We start from the raw sequence: 15,940 nt of genomic DNA, 5'->3' as shown, positions 1-15,940 counted from the left end.
TGCAAGGGGAAAAATACGCTTTTACAAATTATTCTTTTCTGTTTCAATTTGGGCACAAAAAAAGAGGCAATCCGATGATTGCACTCTTATTCTTCATTTAACGCTTTATGTCTGTGAGGAGCTGCTGATACTCTGCATTGAGTTCTTCCAGTTCAGTCTTGGTATCGGATGTGACCTCCCCCTGGAAGAGCCCTTGAATGGCGCTTTCCGTCTCCTGGAGATGGAGCAGCATTTCATACTTGGACTCGAAGGTTTTCGGCGGAGACACCAGTTCCAGCACCAGAAGGTCCAGGGTTTCTCCACTTTCCTTCATCTCGCCCACCTGGCTCACATCAAAGAGCTTATTCACCAGGCTGTTAAACCCGTCCCCTAGGCCCAACCCTTTGACGAAACGGTTGATCCGAAGGGTGGTAAGACTGTCGATGTTGGCCTGGATCACCGCTCCCTGCTCCTCAAATCGTGTCACCACCGTATTGAACTTTTCCCGGTAATTTTCCAGTTTCTGAAGCTCCTCCGCCTGGGCCTTTTGAGCTTTCAGGTTTTCCGCCTGGGCAATGCGGTCCTCCTGGGTGGATACGGCGTACTTGACCCCGTAGATTCCTGCCAGCACCATGGTGAGAAGCACCACCACCAAGCCCAGCCGAAGAAATGGCGACCGTCGTCCCCGTTTCTTCCGGTCCCGGTCATAGATTTCCTCCGGGGCAATGTCCAGGGCTCCCGTTCCCGCAAAGGGCTGACTGTGATCCTCCACTGCCAGCACTGAAGATTTCTCCTGCCGGTGGAAAAAGGAAGATCGGGGAGGATTTTCCTCATCGTAGGCGCCCAAGGTCACCTTAGACTCTTGGAGCGGGAATCCGCACTGGTTGCAGAATCGGCTGCCCTCCCGATTTTCATGATTACAGTTTGAACAGTTCAATTCTTTCACCTCCTGAGGACTCTTCCTCTTTTTCATCCTACCCTGTACTCTTGTGATTTCCTCATCAGTATAGCGAAAGGGACTTATAGCATTCTGTTTAAAGGATTAATTTTCGCTGAAGATTTGAGCATCAAAAAACCTGAAGCCCTCAGGCTCCAGGTTTATGGCTGATCCGTGCGTTATCCCAGGGCCACATCCAGGATCATCATGATGGTGAATCCCACAAGCACACCCATGGTGGCATAGTCTGAATTATTGTTGGACTGGGCTTCCGGAATCAGTTCCTCCACCACCACGTAGATCATGGCGCCTGCGGCAAAGCACAGGGCGAAGGGCAACATGCTCCGAACACTGAGGACCAGAAGAGCCCCCAGGACCCCGGCAATGGGTTCCACGATACCCGATGCCTGACCATAGAGGAAGGCCTTCCCCCGGGACATGCCTTCTCGGCGCAGCGGGATGGACACGGCTGCCCCTTCCGGGAAGTTCTGCAGTCCGATACCAATGGCCAAGGCGATGGCGCTGGTTAGGGATGCAGACTCAATGCCTGCCGCCACGGCCCCAAAGGCCACGCCCACAGCCAGTCCTTCCGGAATATTGTGCAGCGTGATGGCGGTGACGAGCAGGACACTTCGTTGCCAGGAGGTTTTCGGTCCTTCCTGCTCGCTGGGCGCAAGCCCCAGATGCATATGTGGAAGGGTCTTGTCCACAAGGAACAGGAAGAGCCCGCCGCTCATGAATCCAAAGGCCGCCATGGCCCAGGCATTATAGCCCATTTCCGTAGCCAGCTCCAGACCCGGGCTGATGAGAGACCAGAAACTGGCCGCAATCATAACCCCAGCGGCAAACCCCAGCATCGTGTCAAAGACTTTCTTGTTGATGCTTTTAAAGAAAAAAACCAGTGCGGATCCCAGGGCAGTTACACCCCAGGTGAACAGTGTGGCGAATAAAGCCTGAACTGTGGCATCATAACCTCGGATGAACTCAATCATGCGTGCGCCCTCCCTGTGTTAACGTTAGTTCTCTTCGAAATTCTCATCAAAGTCGGCATTGTGGTAAACATTATCCACATCGTCATCTTCCAGGAGCTTGTCCACAAGCTTCTGGAACTTTTCCGACATCTCCAGATCCAGACTGGTGGTGACATTGGGCAGCATGGTGACCGATCCTTCCAGAATCTCAAATCCGGCATCGTTGATCGCCGCCTTGACGGTTTCAAATGTCTCCGGTTCGGTGATGATTTCAAACACCGTATCTTCAGAAAGGAAATCCTCGGCGCCGCTGTCCAAAGCCACCATCATGAGCTCTTCCTCGGACACATCCTCGGTCTTTTCCACCACGAGCTGACCCTTCTTGTTAAACATAAAGGTCACAGATCCCGTGGTCCCCAGATTTCCGCCAAACTTGTCAAAGATGTGACGCACGTTGCCTGCCGTACGGTTCTTGTTGTCCGTATAGGCTTCGACGATCACGGCCACGCCATTGGGTCCATAGCCTTCGTAGACCATTTCTTCGAAATCAGCTCCGCCGGTTTCTCCCGCTGCCTTCTTGATCACGCGGTTGATGTTGTCCATGGGCATATTGGCTGCTTTTGCCTTGGTGATGACGTCTCTGAGCTTTGAGTTGGTATCGGGGTTTGCCCCGTCCTTCGCCGCCATCATCAGCTCTTTGCCGATCTTGGTGAATATTTTGCCGCGCTTGGCATCCATTTTGTTCTTTTTGGCCTGTATGTTGTGCCATTTAGAATGTCCTGACATCGTTTATCCCTCCACTTCATTACGAATACTGATTATATCATTTCATGTCCTGTTCTTCAAATCCCTTTTGGAGGCCATCCTCATCCTGGTAGAACAGCTCTTCCTCGCCCGCCGTGAGGATTGCTCGTCCTGCGGTAAGATTGGTCAGATCCGTCATGACCTGGGAGGCTTTTTCCGATGGCAGATAAAGCTGAAGCAGGACTTTGTCCGTATACTCCACGTGCTCGATGGGCTGATGATGCTCCCGCAGGTAGTGCTCAATTTTCCCCAAAAGATCATACTCCGTTTCCACCATGACTTCTTTGCCGAGAACCCGTTCCACAGAACCGGCCTGGGCCAAGGCATCCACCGCTCCCCGGACATACGCCCGCGTTAAGCCGGCCGCACCTAAAAGAATGCCGCCGAAATAACGGGTCACCACGATACAGGTGTAGCGCAGCTCATTTTTCCGGATCACCTCCAGGACAGGAATGCCTCCCGTGCCCTGGGGCTCGCCATCATCGCTGTACCGCTGAATCTGCATGTCCTCCCCGATGGTATAGGCGAAGACATGGTGCCTGGCTTCCTTGAACCGGCCCTTTACCTCGGCAATGAACGCCCGGGCTTCCTCTTCACTGAACACCCGTTTGACACTGCCGATAAAGGTGGATTTTTTTTCCACAAACTCCGCTTCCGCCTGCTGTTTTACCGTTCGATAGTTTTTCATAAGCTGTAGACATTCTCCTCAAACATAAGATACCCCTCCGGCGTTTTCACGCTTCGATAGCTCTGCTTCAGCAGATTCTTCCGGTGAAGGAGGTTCAGAATCCCTTCCATATGGAGATCAAAATCCCGGAAGAAGGGATCGGCTTTGATTTCACTGGAACTTAAAGGGCGGGAATGCTCCCGGAAATAAGCCAGCAGCACTTCAGAGGCCTCAAGTATTTCCTTATCCAGCCGCTGCTTGAGATACCGGTTAACAATTTTAGTTTTCTCTTCCAGCTGTTCTCCGGAAACCAGAAGCTGATAATGCTGACGAAACTCCTGGTCCAGCCCTGCTGCCACATTCAGCGTGTCTTTCGAAATCAGATAGCCTCGGGTGTTCACTAAAATGGAGGCGAACAGCTCCATGGACTCCATGAGGGCATGGTAGGCCCCGTAATGGTTCCCGTAATACATGAACTTCTCCGTGGAGTCGATGCTCTTGATGAGCCGCCCCAAATAGGACAGTGTCCACTTTCGCCGGTCTTTTTCCGGATAGAATCGGGCATCATTGTAGCGGCTGGTAATTTCAGGATCTTTGGAGAAAACCAGCTTGGAGGAGGAGAAGATGCGGTGCATGTAGCCCCCCCGCACCTCCAACTCCCGCCAGGCCAAAAGCTCTGCTTTACTGAGAACCTTCAAGTGAACCGGAACCCCCTGTTCATTGGAATAGAGATTCCGGATCCCCGGACTGCCGTCTTTCAAAATCACGAAAAAATCAATATCGGAGTTCTCCCACAGGTCCCCGGTGACCATGCTTCCAAAGACAAAGGCCGCCAGGATATCCGGCACTTCCTTCATCCTCTGCGTCACCACCTGATAAACCTTCTGGTACTCAACGATGAGATTCTTCATTTTTCTCCTCCTCGGCGGAACTTTTCATAAAGGTGCACTTCTTTTTTCGGCAGTTTGGCTTGAATAAGGGTTCCTTCTTCGCCGTACTCTTCCGAAATCACATTTCCCTTGTCGTGAATCTGCGCTGCCAGCTTCTGCATATCATAGGGAATCAAAAGCTCCAGGGTGACCAAATCATCGGGCAGCGTGTCGGACAGAAGTTCGATGAGCGCCTTCAGGTTTGTCCCCATTTTTGCGGAGATTTCGATGATGGGATACTTGTCCCCATAGAGCTTGGTCAGCTCTTCCGTCATGTAGCTCTTGCCCTTATCCACTTTGTTGATGGCAATGATGCGCATGCCTTCTCCGGCACCGATCTCCTCCAGCACCTGATCCACGGTGACGGCCTGGCTGTAGCAGTCATCCACAGAGCCATCGATGACATGGATCAAAAGGTCCGAGTACACCACTTCCTCCAAGGTCGACTTGAAGGCCTCCACCAGATCATGGGGAAGCTTTCGAATGAAGCCCACGGTATCGGTGACGGTGACCACGCGGCTGTCCCGAAGGGCAATGGCGCGGGTGGTGGTGTCCAGAGTGGCAAAGAGCATGTCCTTTTCCAGGACCTTGTTCTTCACAATGGCATCTTTCGACGCCATTTCCGCCAGGGCATTGCGCAGAGTGGACTTTCCCGAGTTGGTGTAGCCCACCAAAGATACCCGGGGAATGCCGTTCTGATCGCGACTTTCCCGCTGCACGCTGCGGATGGCCACGACTTTTTTCAGTTCATTTTTCAGATCATTGACCCGGTCCCGGATTTTACGGCGGTCAATTTCCAATTTTTGCTCTCCCGGTCCCCGGGTGCCGATGCCGCCACCGGTTCTGGACATGACTGTTCCCAGGCCAATGAGCCTGGACATGCGGTACTTCAGCTGGGCCAGCTCCACCTGGAGCTTGGCTTCCCGGCTGCGGGCCCTTCGGGCGAAAATCTCCAGAATCAGCGTCGTTCGGTCAATGACCTTTACGCCCAGCTCATCCTCGAGATTTCGAATTTGAGATCCGGACAGCTCGTCATCCACGATAACCATATTGCTGCGGGACAGCTGCAGAGCTTCCCCGATTTCCTGAACCTTCCCCTTGCCCACATAGGTGGCGTTGTCCTGGGTTGCCCGTTTCTGGAAAACCACATCGCCCACGGGGACATCGGCTGCCTTGGCCAGCTCCCGGAGCTCCACCAGGGAATCCTCGGAATCCAGGCCCACCAGCACGGCTCGTTCCTCGTCTTCCTCCAGATCCTCGGCTTCCTGCAGAAGCCCCTCATTGTAGGTGATCCGGTCCAGCACATTGAAACGGTACGCGTCATCCAGTTCCATGGGGGTTGTGGCCTCCACATGGATTTTCTGATTCTCCACGGTGAGGAAGCCCATGACCACCTGGGGATGGTCCGAGGCGCCGATGGCGATGATGCTGTCGAGCTTCATTTTGATCAGTGCCGAAATATCCAGTGCGGACAGTTTCGGATTTCCGTTGGGATGGGTATGGACCACTCTCACCCGGGAAAGCTTATTGTCTCTTAGCTCCACCAGGGGCATGGACACGGCGCTGCTGTCCCCCACGGTCACTTCCAGCACCTTGCCCTTCCGATCCACCAGGACGCTGATCTCCCGATCCAGTTCCTTGGTGATCTTCAGCATGATGTCCACGATGGCCGTATCTAAAAATGCATATTTCGCGGTCTTGATCTCAAAAATTGCTTCCAGTTCTTCGAGGATCCGATTCCGAACCCCCTCAATATTTCCAGTAATCACAAGAATTCCTCCTTGCCTTTCAAGATTTCCGGAGTAACTTCTCCGAAGATTTCTGGATACGACAAAACCCCGAAAATCAAGTGATTCTCCTCTCCCGTGACTTCGGGTGCAACACTTGACTGCCCGGGCTTATCCTCCCTTATATTCATCCCATGGGGGCCATGCTTGGGGCAAAAGGCCTCAAACGCCCGTCGTGCAGACATTTTCCCTAGGTTCTTGACATATCCAAATCAATTATATATGATTTACTTTAATATGTACACTTTGAAAAGGAACGGTGACTAACCCGATGGAAGATAAGGCAAGAAACATTCTGATCAGCGAGGAAGAGATTCGCGTAAAGGTCAGAGAAGTTGGAAAACAGATCACTAAAGATTACAAGGAGAAGAAGCTCTATGTCCTGTCTCTCCTGCGCGGAAGTTTTATTTTCACCGCGGATCTTGTCCGAAATATTGAGCTGGACACCACCATTGGTTTCATGACTACCTCTTCGTACGGTCACAGCGAGACCTCCAATGGAAATATCGTCGTGGTCAATGATGTTCCCGATGACCTCAACGGCTATGATGTTCTCATCGTGGATGACATTGTGGATACGGGCATCACCATGGACTTTGTCGTGGGCTATGTGCAGTCCAAAGGGGCAGCTTCCGTGAAGACCTGTACCCTTCTGGATAAGCCCTCCCGACGAAAGGTGGAGATTGCTCCGGACTACTGCTGCTTCGTCATCGAAGATGTCTTTGTGGTCGGCTACGGCCTGAACTACGGGGACCATTACCGCAATGTGCCCTATGTCTTCAACTGGAAGTAATAAGGCGCTGATTTCAGGACGTACTCAGCGAATCTTCAGAGTTTCTAAAGATGCTTTACTGTAAGGTAAGGCATCTTTTATGTTATAATACAGTCAGTAATTTTACGGAGGAAAAAAGATGAGCCAGAAGCCCAGCACGCGAAAGAACGCCAAATCCAGTTCCTTCACGTTATTTGCGAAAATCATTAAATTTATATTGATCACGTTCATCATCACCGCTATGGTTGGCGGAATTTATGTGACCAAGATCATTCTCACCATCGCCAAGGAAGCTCCTGAAGTGGATGTGAACAAGTTCCTTGCCTTGTCTCAGCCCAGCATCATCCTGGATGACCAGGGGAACCAGATGGACATCCTCCATTCGGATGAGGTTCGTTTTCCGCTGAAACTGGAAGAGATGGGCGATAACATCAAGAACGCCTTTATTTCCATCGAGGATGAACGCTTCTACAAGCATGAGGGTGTGGACTACAAGCGCACCATCGGCGTAACCCTCCGGGATATTCTGGGCCAGTTTACCGGCAACCGGGATATGCAGGGCGGTTCTACCCTAACGCAGCAGATCATCAAGAACACCTTCCTCACCCGGGAACAGAAATACGAGCGTAAAATTCAGGAAATCTACATGGCCCTCCAAGCTGAGGAGCTCCTCACCAAGGATCAGATCCTGGCCACGTACCTGAACAGTGTTTACCTGGGCGGCAGCGCCAACGGTGTCGAAGCCGCAGCACGGCAGTATTTCAACAAATCCGCCAAGGATCTGTCCGTCATTGAAGCTGCCTATATCGCCGGTACCACCCAGAGCCCTTCGAACTACTATGCGTTCTCCCAGAGCAGCATGGCAAATCCTTCGAAGTACATTAACCGAACGAAGCTCGTGCTGAACGCCATGCTGAAGAATGGAAAAATTACTGAACTGGATCACGCCGCCTATATGAATCAGCTGGATACGGAAGGCATCGCCTTCACCCGAACCAAGATTGTCAGCGACAAGTATAACTTTGAATACTTCACCCGTCCGACCATCGACCAGGTCCGCAATGACCTGAAGGAAAAGCTGGGCTATACCGATGAGGAAATCAATGATCTCATCTCCTACGGCGGTCTGGTCATTCATTCCACCATGGACCGGGATGCCCAGGAGTACACCATCGGCGTGCTCAACGACTTCGCCAACATCAAAGCGGAGTACATGCACACTTCCAAGGATCCGGCCGGCAACGAAATCGATACCCGAACGGAAGCTCAGGCGGCATTCTCCGCCGTGGACTACCGCACAGGTCAGGTCAAGGTCCTGGTGGGCGGACGTAACATCGACGAACCCTCCACCTCAAACCGGGCTTACTACTCCCCCACCTTCGCCAACAGTGTCCTGCGCCAGATAGGATCCACCACCAAGCCCCTGACCGTTTACGGTCCGGCCTTGGATACCGGAGCCATTACCCTGGGCACTCCCGCCAAGGACATGCAGATTGACCCCAAGGAAGATCGTCCCATTGCGTCTCTCTACAACACCCTGAACCGTAAATGGCCCAATAACGTGAACTTCCGCTATACCGGATTCACCACCATCCGTCAGGCCATCGTGGGTTCCTACAATACGGTTTCTGCACGAACCCTGTACACCATTTCCGGAAACCAGTTCGAGATTTCCAAGAACTACGGCAAGAAGTTTGGCCTGGTTCTTCCCGAAAATCCGGTGGCTTCCAATCTTGCCCTGGGCTCCAACGTCAATGACAACAAAGACGGCGGAAATCCCCTCATCCTGGCCACGGCCTATGGCGCCTTCGGCAACAGCGGCGTCGTGACGGAAAGTATTTTGTACACCAAGGTCACGGATTCCTCCGGAAACGTCATCCTGGAGAATATTCCCAAGTCCGAACAGGTACTGCGTCCCCAAACGGCTTATCTCGTCTATGATGTCCTGAAAGACATCGTGGCCAAGAATGTGCCCAGAGCCCGTTTGACCAGTATGCCTCTGGCCGGTAAAACCGGTACCGCCACCAATGAAAACAATCTGCCAACGGATATTTGGTTTGCCGGTGTCTCCCCCTACTATTCCGCATCCATGTGGATCGGATCCGATCAGCGTAAACCGCTGCTGGTCCCCGGGTCCAATAATACGGTTATTTCCTTCATCACCCAGGTAGCCTATGGAAAAATCATGGCCTACCTCCAGGAAGGACTGCCCGTGACGAATGTCACCCGACCCAGCGGACTCATCACCGCCTCCTTCTGCAAGGAGTCCGGCGGTATTCCCAACGAGCAGTGCTATGTGGCCGGCACCGTGGCTTCAGACCTCTTTGTCAGCGGTACCCAGCCCACCACCATCTGCGATGTCCATACCTACGAAGCCCCCGTCATCGATCCCACCGCCCCCACGGAGCCTGGAAACAACGGCAACGGTAATGGGAACGGCAATGGCAACGGAGGAAACTAAGGTTTAGTCCCCTATATGCACGGAGAAATCCGTGCATATTTTTGTAGTGCATCTCCCCCAAGAGACTAACGCCTAACCCCCCGGTAAAGTATAATAGAGGAGAGACGAATCTCCTGGAAAGCTGGTGTCCCATGAAAAGAGACGAAGAACTGATCCGCCTGATCCTGGATTCCCCCATTGAGGAAATCCTTATTCTCCTGGATGATCTCCACCCTGTGGATGTCCTGGAAGCCCTGCAGGCGTATGAAGGAAATCCCATGGATCTTCTGGAGAAACTTCCCGATGAGTATATCGCCATGCTCATCGACGAAGCGGAAGACGATGAAAAATATGATATTCTGACCCTCTTCCCCCAAAGTCAGCAGAAGAACATCATCGAAGAGATGTCTTCCGATGAACTGGCGGATCTTTTGGGATCCATCGACACGGAAGATCAGGACACCCTGCTGGAGAGCATGGACAAGGAAGACCGGGAGGAAATGAAGGAGCTGTTAAGCTACAGCCCGGAAACCGCCGGCGGCATCATGGCCACGGAATTTATCTCGGTGAAAGAGTCCATGACCATCGATGACACTCTGCAGTTTTTGCGCTCCACCTCCCCCGATGCCGAAACCCCTTACTATCTCTATGTCCTTAATGATCAGAATGTCCTCCGGGGCATTGTCCCCATCCGGGACATCATCACGTCTCCTCCCGATGCGCTCCTTCGGGATATCATGTCGGAGAACATCACCGCCATCCCCGTGGAGATGGATCAGGAAGAAGTATCCAACATCTTCCAGAAGTACGGTTATATGGCCATGCCGGTGGTGGACCCCGAAGGGGTCATGCTCGGCGTCATCACCGTGGACGACGTCATGGAGGTCCTCACGGAGGAGCACACCGAGGATATGTACCGACTGGCCGGTCTGGATGAGGAAGAAGTGGTGGACGGTACCGTCCGAGCTTCTGTCCAGTCTCGCCTTCCCTGGCTTCTGGTCAATCTTCTCACGGCCATTTTAGCCTCCGCCATGGTGAGCCTCTTCGATGACACCATTGGCAAGGTGGTCGCCCTGGCTGTCTTCATGCCCATGGTCACTGGCATGGGTGGAAATGCCGGCACCCAAACCCTGACCCTCATGATCCGCGGATTAGCCATTGGTCAGCTGACACCGGAAAATGCCCGGCAGATCCTCCGAAAGGAATTCGGTGTCGGGGTGATCCACGGTTTGGTCCTGGGACTCATTGTTTTCGTCATGGGATCCCTCTGGGAACACTCCCTCACCTTTGGCATGGTCATCGGCATCGCCATGTTCCTGAACATGATCGTGGCCACCATGGCGGGGTATCTCATCCCGCTACTTTTGCGAAAGCTTGGGGTGGATCCCGCCCTGGCTTCAGGGGTTTTTGTCACCACCATGACCGATACCCTGGGTTTCTTCTTCTTCCTGGGTCTAGCCACCCTTCTCATCGAATATTTGATCTAAAAAAACGAGGCAATCACGGTGAACGTGACTGCCTCTAGTTTTTAGTAGCCCAGATCCAGGGGAAGAATCAGCACTTCGATCCGATCCTTGGTTCCCTGGCGCTTGATTTGTGAATAGCTGTTGCAGAGTCGGTCTGCCACCTTGCAGTCCATGCAGCTACCAGCCTTGGTGCAGGGTGTATTGCGGTTAAGCCGGGTACAGTTGGCGGGAGCGGCTACCTCCCGGATTCGGGCCTCCGCCTCTTCCGAAGACCCCACGATCTTATTCATGCCGATGATGACAAAGACTTTGTCCGGGCCGTAGGTCAGCGCTGCCACCCGATTTCCCGTACCATCCACATTATAAAGGTGTCCGTCCACCGTCACGGCATTGCTGGAGGTGAGATAGTAGTCCGCAAAGAAACTTTTCCGGAAGACTTCCTTGCGCCCTTCATTGGTCAGGGTTTCCGCATAGCGATCAAAGAACTCCACATCCCGGGCACGAAGGTACTCGATGAGATTCAGCTCAAAGAGCGTCTGGGATCCCCCCACGGCCACTGTAGACTTATCGGGAAGATTGGCGTTGAGATAATCCAGGAGCTCCCCTTTGTCCTTCAGGTATACGCCCTTCATGTTGTTTTTCGCCAGGTTCTCCACCAATCGCTGAATTTTATGCTCATAGATTGAAAATAAATGCTGATCCATCATAATTCCCCCATTCTTTCTGATTCTAGGGGTATTATATCGCATTGGTAAACTTTTTCATACCGAAGATTCTGCATCTTAGGCGGTGATTTGGGAAACTTATCCCTCCTCGCCGCTGACGACCACACTTGCCTGAAGAAACCAGCTTCTTTCGCAGAATGTGGTAAAATGGATGCATATGGATCTGTCTTAGAAATCAAGTTGGAGGTACTTATGTTAGCCATTTTGTCCCCTGCCAAAACCCTGTTGGAAGAAAAATCGGCCGTCCGCACCACAGCTCCCCGTTTTGAACATGAAACCCACGAACTGCTCGAGATCCTTCGGGAACAGAGCCCGGAAAACCTGGCCAAGCTCATGGGGATTAGCGAAGAGTTGGCCGAAAAAAACTACCAGCGCTTTCAGAGATTTTCCACCGCCAAAGCCTATCCTGCCCTATATCTCTTTCGGGGAGATGTGTATCGGGGGCTGGATGCCGATACCCTCTCCCCCGACGAAATTCTGTATCTGAAGAAACACCTGCGGATTCTTTCTGGCCTCTATGGTCTTCTTCGCCCCCTGGACCGCATCAAACCCTACCGTTTGGAGATGGGCACCCGCCTTCTGAACGGCCGCGGAAAAAATCTCTATGCCTTTTGGGGAGATGAAATCCAGAAGCAGCTGGAAAAGGAAGCCTCCGATGGAATCCTCATCAATCTGGCCTCCCAGGAGTATTCCAAAGTCATTCACCGAGATACCACAGCTCTGACTGTATATGATGTGGATTTTCGAGAACTTCGAGAGGGGGAATTCAAAATGATCTCCTTTTTCGCCAAACATGCCCGGGGAGAAATGGCCCGTTTCATGGCCGCGAATAAAGTCCGTACTGTGGAGGAGTTGAAGCACTTCAACCTCAGCGGCTATCAGTTCCATAAAGGACTATCCCAGGAGCATAAGCTCGTCTTTACCCGCTAAACCACAATGCCCCCGTCCTCCAAAAATCTCTGGAGAACGGGGGCATCATTTTATGTGGAAAGAAGAAATTCACTGAGCACTGTGTTGGAAAACTCGATTCCCTTTTCGGTGAAGCGAAGATACGCGGGGGTATCCTCCAATAGACCCAGCTGGGTGAATCTTTCCATGGGCTCTGCAAAAAGCGTATCCAGGGATACGTGAAAGCGCTCTTGAAAACGGGCTTTATCAATCCCCTGCCGCATGCGCATTCCCATGAAAATATATTCTTCCATGTCCTCCTCCGGGGTATTGGGATGGATTCGGACAGCTGCTGTGCCTTTTTCCTTCATCATCCGGAGATAGCCTTCCACCGTGCGGATGTTCTCTTGCCGAATGCCATCCACATACTCGTGGGCGGAAGTTCCGCAGCCCACATAGTCCCGCCCTTCCCAATAGCGGATATTATGGCGGCACTCTTTTCCAGGCCGGGCATAATTGCTGATTTCATAGCGTTCGTATCCTTCCTCATTCATTCGGCGAAGGATCACTTCATTCATCTGCCGCTCCAGATCCTCGTCGGGAAGCTTCAGCTCCCGGCGCTGATTCCGGTAGTAGAACGGGGTAAACTCCTCGATGATGAGGGAATAGCAGGAAATATGATCCGGGGAAAGGGACAGCACATCCTGAAGGGTTTTTTCCAGGATCCGGAGGTTTTCCCCAGGAAGGCCATAGATCAGATCCACATTGATATTGCTGAATCCTGCCTGCCGAAGCATCAGATAATTATCCCGAAACTCCCGGAAGGTATGGATTCTTCCGATATCCAGAAGAATCTGGTCATTGGAAGACTGGAGACCGATGGACAAGCGATTGACCCCCATGGCCTGGATGGCCGGAACTTTCGCTTCGGTAAGATTCCCGGGATTGCATTCCATGGAAATCTCACAGTCCGGGGTACGCTCCACCCCCGCCAGGGACTGGCCCAGGCGTTGGAGCTGCTCAGCACTGAGATAGGTGGGGGTTCCCCCACCGATGAAGATGGTATCAAACCGCTTTCCCTGGGTTTTCAGTCGAATCTCCTGATCCAAGGCTTCCAGGTACGGTTCCACCAGCTTTTCCTTTCCGGAATAGGAGGCGAAATCGCAGTAGTAGCATTTTTGGGCACAGAATGGAATATGAATGTAGAGCCCGTAGGTTTTTTCCATGGCTACTCCACTTTCAGGATGGACATGAATGCTTCCTGGGGAACTTCCACGGAACCTACCTGACGCATTCTCTTCTTGCCTTCCTTCTGCTTTTCCAGAAGCTTTTTCTTACGGGAGATGTCACCGCCGTAGCACTTGGCCAACACGTCCTTACGCAGGGCTTTTACGGTCTCCCGGGCAATGATCTTGGAGCCCACAGCCGCCTGAATGGGAATCTCAAACATATGACGGGGAATAACTTCCTTGAGCTTCTCTGCGATGTTGCGGCCCTTGACATAGGCCCTTTCCTCCGGGACGATCATGGACAGGGCATCCACCACTTCCCCATTGAGCAGAAGATCCAGCTTCACCAGTTTGGTGGTCTGATAGCCTGCCAGCTCGTAATCCAGGGAAGCATAGCCTCGGGTTCGGGACTTCAGCGTGTCAAAGAAATCATAGATGATTTCATTGAGGGGGATGATGTAATGAATCACCGCTCGGGTCTGCTCCACATAGTCCATGTTGATATAGGTTCCCCGCCGGGTCTGGCATAGGTCCATGACCGCCCCCACATACTCGGAAGGGGTGATGATGGAGGCCTTGACGATGGGTTCCTCCATATAGTCAATCTCCGTGGGTGACGGAAGATTGGTCGGATTTGTGATCTGAACCATCTCGCCATCGGTGCGGAATACGTTGTAAATTACGGAAGGAGCAGTGGTGATGATGGGGATATTGAATTCCCGCTCAATCCGCTCCTGAATAATCTCCATATGGAGAAGCCCCAGGAAGCCGCAGCGGAAACCAAAGCCCAGCGCCACGGAGGTCTCATACTCAAAGCTCAGGGCTGCATCATTGATCTGCAGCTTCTCCAAAGCTTCCTTGAGCTCTTCGTAATCGGCGCCATCCACCGGATAAATTCCGGAGAACACCATGGGGATGGCCTTCTTGTAGCCAGGCAGAGGCTCCAAGGCCGGATGAACTGCACTGGTTACCGTATCGCCCACCCGGGCATCTCGAACATTTTTGATGGATCCGGTGATGTAACCGACATCGCCGGCCATGAGGGCTTCTCCCGGGAGAAGTTCCGGGGTGAACACGCCCACTTCGGTCACTTCATGTTCTTTTCCCGTGGCCATGAACTTCACCTTCATCCCCGGACGGATCGTTCCTTCCTTCACACGGACGAAGGAAACAACTCCCTTATAGGAGTCATAATAAGAATCAAAAATCAGCGCCCGAAGGGTGCCGTTCTCATCGCCCTGGGGCGACGGAATATGGGCAATGACCCCTTCCAGCACATCCTGGATGTTGAGACCCGTCTTTGCGGAAATCTTCGGGGCATCGGCGGCTTCGATGCCGATGACGTCCTCGATCTCCTTAACCACGTCATCGATTCTTGCCGAAGGCAGATCGATTTTGTTGATCACCGGCAGAATTTCCAGATTATTGTCCAGCGCCAGGTAACAGTTGGCCAGCGTCTGGGCCTGAACTCCCTGGGTGGCATCTACCACGAGAATGGCCCCCTCGCAGGCTTGGAGACTTCGAGACACTTCATAATTGAAGTCCACATGTCCCGGAGTGTCGATGAGATTTAAAACATAGTCCCCATCCTCCCGACGGTAAATCAGCCGGACGGCTTTGGACTTGATGGTGATGCCTCTTTCCTGCTCCAGCTCCATGCTGTCCAGGACCTGTGCATCCATCTCCCGGGACGACAAGGCCCCTGTATATTCAATGAGCCTGTCGGCCAAAGTTGATTTGCCATGGTCGATGTGGGCGACAATGGAGAAATTTCGAATCTTCTTTTGTCTTTCGCTCTGCATAACCTTCACCTCTATACTATTTTCCACGATACATTATAGCATATCAGGTCCCGTTCCCGCTCCTTTTTCTTTTCGAACTTTGTGTTTTGCCCTTGCATCAAAAATCCTGAGATGATATAATACGAATGTTATAAGACTCGCAAGCACATTTCCCCAAATTGCTGGAGTTAACCCTTTAGGACATGTTGAAAAAATACATGCCCGAAATATAATTGGAGGGGGTGAAAAAGTGGCAAACATCAAATCATCTAAGAAGAGAATCAAGATTACCGAAAAGAAGACACTCAGGAACAAAATGGTAAAATCTGCGCTCAAGACCGCCATTAAGAAGTATGAGACTGCTGTTGCAGCAGGCAATGCGGAAGAGGCTAAGGTCTTGTTGGGTTCTGCAATTAAATCCGTAGATATGGCTGCATCTAAGGGTATAATTCATAAGAACATGGCTTCCAGAAAGAAGTCCAGACTTACTCTGAAGTTCAATAAAATGGCATAATGGATCCCCTGCTTTGAAGGAAACTTCAAAGCAGGGTTTTTACTTTCCCAC

Annotated in this window: 14 protein-coding genes; 5 read left to right on the top strand and 9 right to left on the bottom strand. The window is 52.1% G+C overall.

Annotation, left to right across the window (positions count from 1 at the left end):
* Window positions 1-97: 97 nt before the first annotated feature.
* The 6 genes from KCG48_RS03380 to hflX form a co-directional block, all read right to left on the bottom strand.
* Window positions 98-916 carry a zinc ribbon domain-containing protein gene (locus KCG48_RS03380; RefSeq protein ID WP_211799897.1) on the bottom strand — a complete coding sequence of 273 codons (819 nt, stop codon included), beginning with the start codon at window positions 914-916 and terminating at the stop codon, window positions 98-100.
* 179 nt (window positions 917-1,095) lie between these two features.
* Window positions 1,096-1,908, bottom strand: a complete 813-nt coding sequence (locus KCG48_RS03375) for a ZIP family metal transporter (RefSeq protein WP_211799896.1) — start codon at window positions 1,906-1,908, stop codon at window positions 1,096-1,098.
* 24 nt (window positions 1,909-1,932) lie between these two features.
* A complete protein-coding gene (locus KCG48_RS03370) occupies window positions 1,933-2,673 on the bottom strand; it encodes a YebC/PmpR family DNA-binding transcriptional regulator (protein WP_211799895.1) in 741 nt (246 codons plus the stop codon).
* A 37-nt stretch (window positions 2,674-2,710) separates the two neighbouring features.
* On the bottom strand, window positions 2,711-3,379 hold the full coding sequence (locus tag KCG48_RS03365; protein ID WP_211799894.1) for a YigZ family protein: 669 nt from the start codon (window positions 3,377-3,379) through the stop codon (window positions 2,711-2,713).
* Window positions 3,376-4,269 (bottom strand): nucleotidyltransferase domain-containing protein, encoded by an 894-nt coding sequence (locus KCG48_RS03360; RefSeq protein ID WP_211799893.1) that lies wholly within the window; start codon window positions 4,267-4,269, stop codon window positions 3,376-3,378. The genes KCG48_RS03365 and KCG48_RS03360 overlap by 4 nt, the downstream gene beginning before the upstream one ends.
* Window positions 4,266-6,056, bottom strand: coding sequence for a GTPase HflX (gene hflX / locus KCG48_RS03355; RefSeq protein WP_211799892.1), 1,791 nt, complete (start codon window positions 6,054-6,056; stop codon window positions 4,266-4,268). Before hflX ends, KCG48_RS03360 begins: the two co-directional genes overlap by 4 nt.
* A 289-nt stretch (window positions 6,057-6,345) precedes the next feature.
* On the opposite strand from hflX, the gene hpt reads away from it, so the two are divergent.
* The 3 genes from hpt to mgtE all read left to right on the top strand — a co-directional run bounded on the left by hpt (window position 6,346) and on the right by mgtE (window position 10,773).
* Window positions 6,346-6,867, top strand: a complete 522-nt coding sequence (gene hpt / locus KCG48_RS03350; protein WP_211799891.1) for a hypoxanthine phosphoribosyltransferase — start codon at window positions 6,346-6,348, stop codon at window positions 6,865-6,867.
* Window positions 6,868-6,985: 118 nt separating this feature from the next.
* Window positions 6,986-9,307, top strand: coding sequence for a transglycosylase domain-containing protein (locus KCG48_RS03345; protein WP_211799890.1), 2,322 nt, complete (start codon window positions 6,986-6,988; stop codon window positions 9,305-9,307).
* Window positions 9,308-9,438: 131 nt separating this feature from the next.
* Window positions 9,439-10,773: a magnesium transporter gene (mgtE, locus tag KCG48_RS03340; protein WP_211799889.1), complete on the top strand. Its 1,335-nt coding sequence runs from the start codon at window positions 9,439-9,441 to the stop codon at window positions 10,771-10,773.
* Between the two features lie 41 nt (window positions 10,774-10,814).
* On the opposite strand, the gene KCG48_RS03335 is transcribed toward mgtE, so the two are convergent.
* Window positions 10,815-11,456, bottom strand: a complete 642-nt coding sequence (locus KCG48_RS03335) for a lactate utilization protein (RefSeq protein WP_211799888.1) — start codon at window positions 11,454-11,456, stop codon at window positions 10,815-10,817.
* Window positions 11,457-11,669: 213 nt separating this feature from the next.
* On the opposite strand from KCG48_RS03335, the gene yaaA reads away from it, so the two are divergent.
* Window positions 11,670-12,407, top strand: a complete 738-nt coding sequence (gene yaaA, locus KCG48_RS03330) for a peroxide stress protein YaaA (protein WP_211799887.1) — start codon at window positions 11,670-11,672, stop codon at window positions 12,405-12,407.
* A gap of 50 nt (window positions 12,408-12,457) precedes the next feature.
* On the opposite strand, the gene hemW is transcribed toward yaaA, so the two are convergent.
* Together hemW and lepA are read right to left on the bottom strand one after the other, a co-directional pair.
* A complete protein-coding gene (hemW, locus tag KCG48_RS03325; protein ID WP_211799886.1) occupies window positions 12,458-13,591 on the bottom strand; it encodes a radical SAM family heme chaperone HemW in 1,134 nt (377 codons plus the stop codon).
* Between the two features lie 2 nt (window positions 13,592-13,593).
* Window positions 13,594-15,396, bottom strand: a complete 1,803-nt coding sequence (lepA, locus tag KCG48_RS03320; protein WP_211799885.1) for a translation elongation factor 4 — start codon at window positions 15,394-15,396, stop codon at window positions 13,594-13,596.
* Between the two features lie 229 nt (window positions 15,397-15,625).
* On the opposite strand from lepA, the gene rpsT reads away from it, so the two are divergent.
* The gene (rpsT, locus tag KCG48_RS03315; RefSeq protein WP_211799884.1) at window positions 15,626-15,889 is read left to right on the top strand and encodes a 30S ribosomal protein S20; all 264 of its coding nucleotides are present in this window, start codon (window positions 15,626-15,628) and stop codon (window positions 15,887-15,889) included.
* Window positions 15,890-15,940: the final 51 nt, after the last annotated feature.

The sequence above is a fragment of the Proteiniclasticum sediminis genome, from assembly GCF_018128025.1.
Taxonomy (GTDB): domain Bacteria; phylum Bacillota; class Clostridia; order Clostridiales; family Clostridiaceae; genus Proteiniclasticum; species Proteiniclasticum sediminis.
The sequence above is the reverse complement of the archived record's forward strand: the minus strand, read 5'-3'. Positions and strand labels throughout refer to the sequence as shown.

What these genes read in the sequence shown, in the direction of transcription:
- KCG48_RS03375 (WP_211799896.1), bottom strand. Translation starts at nt 1,908, where the DNA reads ATGATTGAGTTCATCCGAGGTTATGATGCCACAGTTCAGGCTTTATTC.
- KCG48_RS03370 (WP_211799895.1), bottom strand. Translation starts at nt 2,673, where the DNA reads ATGTCAGGACATTCTAAATGGCACAACATACAGGCCAAAAAGAACAAA.
- KCG48_RS03365 (WP_211799894.1), bottom strand. Translation starts at nt 3,379, where the DNA reads ATGAAAAACTATCGAACGGTAAAACAGCAGGCGGAAGCGGAGTTTGTG.
- KCG48_RS03360 (WP_211799893.1), bottom strand. Translation starts at nt 4,269, where the DNA reads ATGAAGAATCTCATCGTTGAGTACCAGAAGGTTTATCAGGTGGTGACG.
- hpt (WP_211799891.1), top strand. Translation starts at nt 6,346, where the DNA reads ATGGAAGATAAGGCAAGAAACATTCTGATCAGCGAGGAAGAGATTCGC.
- KCG48_RS03345 (WP_211799890.1), top strand. Translation starts at nt 6,986, where the DNA reads ATGAGCCAGAAGCCCAGCACGCGAAAGAACGCCAAATCCAGTTCCTTC.
- mgtE (WP_211799889.1), top strand. Translation starts at nt 9,439, where the DNA reads ATGAAAAGAGACGAAGAACTGATCCGCCTGATCCTGGATTCCCCCATT.
- KCG48_RS03335 (WP_211799888.1), bottom strand. Translation starts at nt 11,456, where the DNA reads ATGGATCAGCATTTATTTTCAATCTATGAGCATAAAATTCAGCGATTG.
- yaaA (WP_211799887.1), top strand. Translation starts at nt 11,670, where the DNA reads ATGTTAGCCATTTTGTCCCCTGCCAAAACCCTGTTGGAAGAAAAATCG.
- hemW (WP_211799886.1), bottom strand. Translation starts at nt 13,591, where the DNA reads ATGGAAAAAACCTACGGGCTCTACATTCATATTCCATTCTGTGCCCAA.
- lepA (WP_211799885.1), bottom strand. Translation starts at nt 15,396, where the DNA reads ATGCAGAGCGAAAGACAAAAGAAGATTCGAAATTTCTCCATTGTCGCC.